Consider the following 4,675-nt stretch of genomic DNA (forward strand, 5'->3'; position numbering starts at 1 on the left):
CGCGGCCGCCGCGACCGTGCCCGGCCCGGGAGCCTCCGCGCGCCCCTCCGCTCCGGTGGGCGCGGACGCCTCCGTGCGTACGGAGCCCGACGTCACCACTCGTCGCGGCGGGAAGAGGAGGAAGCCGAAGTGAAGTGGCGCACAAGGTAGATGAGGCCGCCGACGAGCGCCGCGAAGATCAGCACCTTGAAGAGCAGACCGATCAGGAAACCGACGACGCTGGCGATCAGCCCGCCGAAGACGACGACGGCGATCACCGGGATCGCGACCCACTTCACCCACCACGGCATGCTTCTCAAGATCCCCTTTGCGTCCATGTCCGGCTCCTGTCGGGCGGGCCACCGCGCCGCCCCGTGAAGGCACGGGACCGGTGGCGTACGGCTGCTGCGCGGCGGCAGCGTCGCCGCCGCTTCACCTTCGATGCTAGAGCGCCCCGCGCGGCGCCGGGAGGCCCACCGACCCCGGCCTCCCCCTGAACCGTCCCCTACCGCGACCCTGAGCCGCGACCCGGGACGGGCCGCCGCCTCAGCCCTCGGGCGGCGCGAAGACGACCATGACCCGCAGGTCCTCGACGATGTGGTGGAACTTGTGCGGCGCCCCGGCCGGTACGAAGACGACGCTGCCGCGTGCGACGGCCGTGGTCTCGTTCCCCACCGTGATCGCGCCGCGTCCGCTGACCACGAAGTAGATCTCGTCCTGCTTGTGCGGCTTCTGCGGATCGGCGGTGCCGCGGTCCAGGGCGTAGAGCCCGGCGGACATGTGGCGCTCCCGCAGGAACTGAAGGTACGCGCCCTCGTGCGCGGCCCGTTGGGCCTCCAGCTCCTCCAGCCGGAACTCCTTCATCTGCCCGCCCACCCCTTGTCCTGTCCGCATGCCCAGTCCGCGTCCGCATGTTCTGACCGCATGTCCCGCCCGTACGTCCCCGTCCCGGAGGCGGATCCACGGGCCCCCTGTGACCCGGGCCGTCGCCTCTGCCACGATCACACTATGACGACTTTCCTCATCAAGACGCTGGCGAACGCGGCCGCCCTCGCGGTGGCCACCTGGCTGGTGTCCGGCATCGAACTCACCGGTGCCGACACCACGTCGAAGACGGTGACGCTCATAGTGGTGGCGTTGATCTTCGGCGTCGTCAACTTCGTGGTCAAGCCGCTGCTGAAGTTCATCTCGCTGCCGCTGCTCGTGCTCACCCTCGGGCTGTTCACGCTGGTGATCAACGCGCTGATGCTGATGCTCACTTCCTGGGTGGCGGGCCGCCTCGACGTCAGCTTCCACGTGGACGGATTCGGCACCGCCTTCCTCGGCGGCCTGATCATCTCCATCGTGGCCTGGGCCCTGCACATGGTCCTCCCCGACCGCGACTGAGCGCCGCGACCGGAGCACCGGCCGGCGCCGCAGGAGCCACAGGGCAACGAGTCACAGGGCAACGAGCCAGAGAGCAACGAGCAAAAGGACCTCGGACCTCATGGACACCTTCCGCGTGTGCTTCGTCTGCACCGGCAACATCTGCCGCTCCCCCATGGCCGAGGCCGTCTTCCGCTCCCATATGACGGAGGCCGGTCTCGGCGACCGGGTCGCCGTGGGCAGCGCGGGCACCGGAGGCTGGCACGTCGGCGACCCGGCCGACCCGCGTACGACCCGGACGCTGGAGGCGGCCGGATACGAACTGGTCCACGCCGCCCGGCAGTTCGAGCCGTCCTGGTTCGAGGAGCACGATCTCGTCGTCGCCCTCGACGAGGGCCACGAGCGCGAACTGCGCGCCGTCGCCCCCACCGCANCGGACGCGGCGAAGGTACGGCTGCTGCGCAGCTACGACCCGTTCGCCTCCGAACGCGACGGCTTCGGCTTCGACGTGCCCGACCCGTACTACGGCGGCACCCACGGCTTCGAGGAGGTACTGCGGCTCGTCGAGGCCGCCGTGCCGGGCCTGGTCTCCGAGATCGCCGCCGTACTCGACGAGCGGGACGAGGGGAGAGCGGCGGGCGCGACGGGCGGGGAGGCCCGCTGATGCCCGCGCTCGCCGACCGCGTCGCGGAGCTGACCGGCGCCGACGAGGCGACGCGCGTCTTCCACGTCGAGGGCGGCGACATCTGCGACGCCTGGAGCATCATGCTGCGCGGCGGCCGGCACGGGCTGCACCGCAAGGTGTTCGCCAAGACCCTCACCACGAGCCCGCCCGGCTTCTTCGCCGCGGAGGCCGCCGGGCTGACCCTCCTCGCCGTGACCGGCACGGTCGCCGTACCGGACGTGCTCGCCGTCGAGGAGGACGTGCTCGTACTGGAGTGGCTGGAGCCCGGCGAGGCCACGCCCGCACAGGCCGAGCGGCTCGGCCGGGACCTGGCGGCGCTGCACGGCACGCGCGCGCTGTCGTACGGAACTCCCGGGCGCAGCGCCTACATCGGGTCGCTTCCGCTGCCCTCGCCCGCCGCCGAGATCACCGATCCCGCGCAGTGGCCGGCCTTCCACGCCGAGTACCGGCTGCTGCCGTATCTGCGGCAGGCCGTCGACGGCGGCGGCATCGAACCGGCCGACGCCCGTGACGTGGAGCTGCTGTGCGAGCGCCTCGGCGAGATCGCGGGACCGCCGCAGCCGCCCGCGCTCATCCACGGCGACCTGTGGTCGGGCAACGTGCACTGGAGCGCGGACGGTTCGCGTCCGTATCTCATCGATCCCGCCGCACAGGGCGGGCACCCCGAGACCGACCTGGCGCTCCTCCAGCTCTTCGGCTGTCCGCAGCTTTCCCGTATTCTCCGCGCGTACGACGAGGTACGTCCCGGCGAGGGCCGTGCCGAACGCGTACCGCTCCACCAGCTCCACCATCTGCTGGTGCACGCGGTCCTCTTCGGGGGCGGCTACGGCGCACGGTGCGGGGCGGCGGCGCGGGCGGCGCTCGGACAGGGCTGACGCGGCGGGCCGCCGGACGCGGCCGCCCGTACCGCCACCGGCACGCCGCACCGGCACCGGCACCGGCAGCACAGGAGAGCACCACCATGAGCAGCGAGCACCACGGCACCGACGCCACCAGGGTCGTACGCGCGGGACTGCCGGAGGAGGAGCCGTACGCGCCGCCGCTCCCCGGCCCCGTCTTCGCCGCGCACTACCACCTGCCCGGCGAGGTCGCCGGCGCTCCGTACGCGTACGGGCGCGACGCCAACCCCACCTGGACGGCGCTGGAGCGCGCCATCGGCGAACTGGAGCTGCCCGCCGGGCCGTCGGCGCCGGAGGCGGACGACGCGGAGGCGGGTGACGCGGAAGCGGATGACCCCGAGGCGGGCGGCGCGCGGCGGGACGGCGAGGGCGCGCACACCGTCGTCTTCGCCTCCGGCATGGGCGCCATCTCCGCCGTCCTGTTCTCCCAGGCCCGGCCCGGCGGCGCCGTCGTGCTGCCCGACGACGGCTACAACCTCCTCGTACCGCTGCGGGAGCGGCTGACCGCACTCGGCGTCGAGGTCCGCACCGCGCCGACGGCCGGGGACGCCCAACTCGCCCTGCTGGACGGTGCGTCGCTGCTGTGGATCGAGTCGCCCTCCAACCCCGGTCTGGACGTGTGCGACATCCGTCGGCTGGCGGACGCCGCACATGAACGCGGCGCGCTCGTGGCCGTCGACAACACCCTCGCGACGCCGCTCGGTCAGCGCCCGCTCGAACTCGGCGCCGACTTCTCCGTCGGCAGCGGCACCAAGGCGCTCACCGGCCACGGCGACGTGCTGCTGGGCCATGTGACCTGCCGCGACCCGGAGTCGGCGGCCTCCGTACGGCAGTGGCGCAAGCTCGTTGGCGCGATCCCCGGTCCGATGGAGGCATGGCTCGCGCACCGTTCGCTCGCGACCCTCGACGTACGGACCAAGCGGCAGGCCGAGGGCGCGCTCGCCGTCGCACGGGCGCTGCTGGAGCGGCCCGAGGTCACCGGCGTACGCCACCCCGGGCTGCCCGGGGACCCGGCGCATGCGACGGCCGCCCGGCAGATGCGGCGCTTCGGCTGCGTCGTGTCCTTCACGCTGCCCGGCAAGGAGTACGCGCAGCGGTTCCTGGCGGCGCTGCGTCTCGTCGACGAGGCGACCAGCTTCGGCGGGGCGCGCTCGACGGCGGAGCGCCGCGGGCGGTGGGGCGGGGACGCCGTGCCGGAGGGCTTCGTACGGCTGTCGGTCGGCCTGGAGGACCCGGACGATCTGGTCGCGGACATCGGCCGCGCCCTGGACGCGGCGGCCGCCGCCGGAGCCGGCGCGGGCTGAACTCCCGCCTCGCGGGCTGAACTCCCGCCGCCCGCGGGGCTATTCGGGCTGGTGCTCGGGGCCGCCGTAGTCGGGACTGGAGTAGTCCGGGCTGGAGTAGCGCAGCCGGAGCCGCTCGCGCTCCTTGTCGCGCTCGGCACCGGGCTCCTCGCTCTCCGCGGGGCTGCGGCTGGAGAAGTCGGGGCCGGAGTAGCCCAGGCGCGGGGTGCGGTCCTCGGCGTGGTCACGCCGCTCGGACGGCTCAGCCGGCTCGGACGTCTGCGGCGCGGGCTCTGCGGAGTCGGCGGCGTCTTCGGAGCGGGGGGAGCCGGCGGGGTCCGTGAAGTCCGCGGCGGTACGGGGCCGTTGACCGGTGCCGGCACCGGCGGCGCTCGCCCGCTCGGCCAGCGCGCCCTCCAGGAACGGGACGATGCCGCGCTCCACCAGCGCCTCCCGCCACGCGG

6 protein-coding genes and 1 pseudogene are annotated in these 4,675 nt (G+C 73.7%); 4 read left to right on the forward strand and 3 right to left on the reverse strand.

Annotated features, from left to right (window positions below):
• Positions 1-92: 92 nt before the first annotated feature.
• Both AN218_RS21690 and AN218_RS21695 read right to left on the reverse strand, forming a co-directional pair.
• Positions 93-317 (reverse strand): DUF5326 family protein, encoded by a 225-nt coding sequence (locus AN218_RS21690; protein ID WP_079132440.1) that lies wholly within the window; start codon positions 315-317, stop codon positions 93-95.
• A 208-nt stretch (positions 318-525) separates the two neighbouring features.
• Complete coding sequence (locus AN218_RS21695) at positions 526-843, reverse strand: cupin domain-containing protein (RefSeq protein ID WP_070018577.1); 318 nt, start codon at positions 841-843, stop codon at positions 526-528.
• Between the two features lie 144 nt (positions 844-987).
• Here AN218_RS21695 and AN218_RS21700 point away from each other — a divergent pair, with 144 nt between their 5' ends.
• From AN218_RS21700 to AN218_RS21715, 4 genes are all read left to right on the forward strand, one after another.
• Entirely contained in the window at positions 988-1,365 is a 378-nt protein-coding gene (locus AN218_RS21700; protein WP_070018572.1) for a phage holin family protein, read from the forward strand.
• Positions 1,366-1,465: 100 nt separating this feature from the next.
• Positions 1,466-2,008, forward strand: a complete 543-nt coding sequence (locus tag AN218_RS21705) for a low molecular weight protein-tyrosine-phosphatase (RefSeq protein WP_070018573.1) — start codon at positions 1,466-1,468, stop codon at positions 2,006-2,008.
• The gene (locus AN218_RS21710) at positions 2,008-2,904 is read left to right on the forward strand and encodes a fructosamine kinase family protein (RefSeq protein ID WP_070018574.1); all 897 of its coding nucleotides are present in this window, start codon (positions 2,008-2,010) and stop codon (positions 2,902-2,904) included. The genes AN218_RS21705 and AN218_RS21710 overlap by 1 nt, the downstream gene beginning before the upstream one ends.
• A gap of 86 nt (positions 2,905-2,990) precedes the next feature.
• Complete coding sequence (locus tag AN218_RS21715) at positions 2,991-4,232, forward strand: cystathionine gamma-lyase (RefSeq protein ID WP_070018575.1); 1,242 nt, start codon at positions 2,991-2,993, stop codon at positions 4,230-4,232.
• Positions 4,233-4,271: 39 nt separating this feature from the next.
• On the opposite strand, the pseudogene AN218_RS36935 reads toward AN218_RS21715, so the two are convergent.
• Positions 4,272-4,675: pseudogene (locus tag AN218_RS36935) on the reverse strand (hypothetical protein); the annotation flags it as partial.

Source organism: Streptomyces nanshensis (assembly GCF_001751255.1).
Lineage (GTDB): Bacteria > Actinomycetota > Actinomycetes > Streptomycetales > Streptomycetaceae > Streptomyces > Streptomyces nanshensis_A.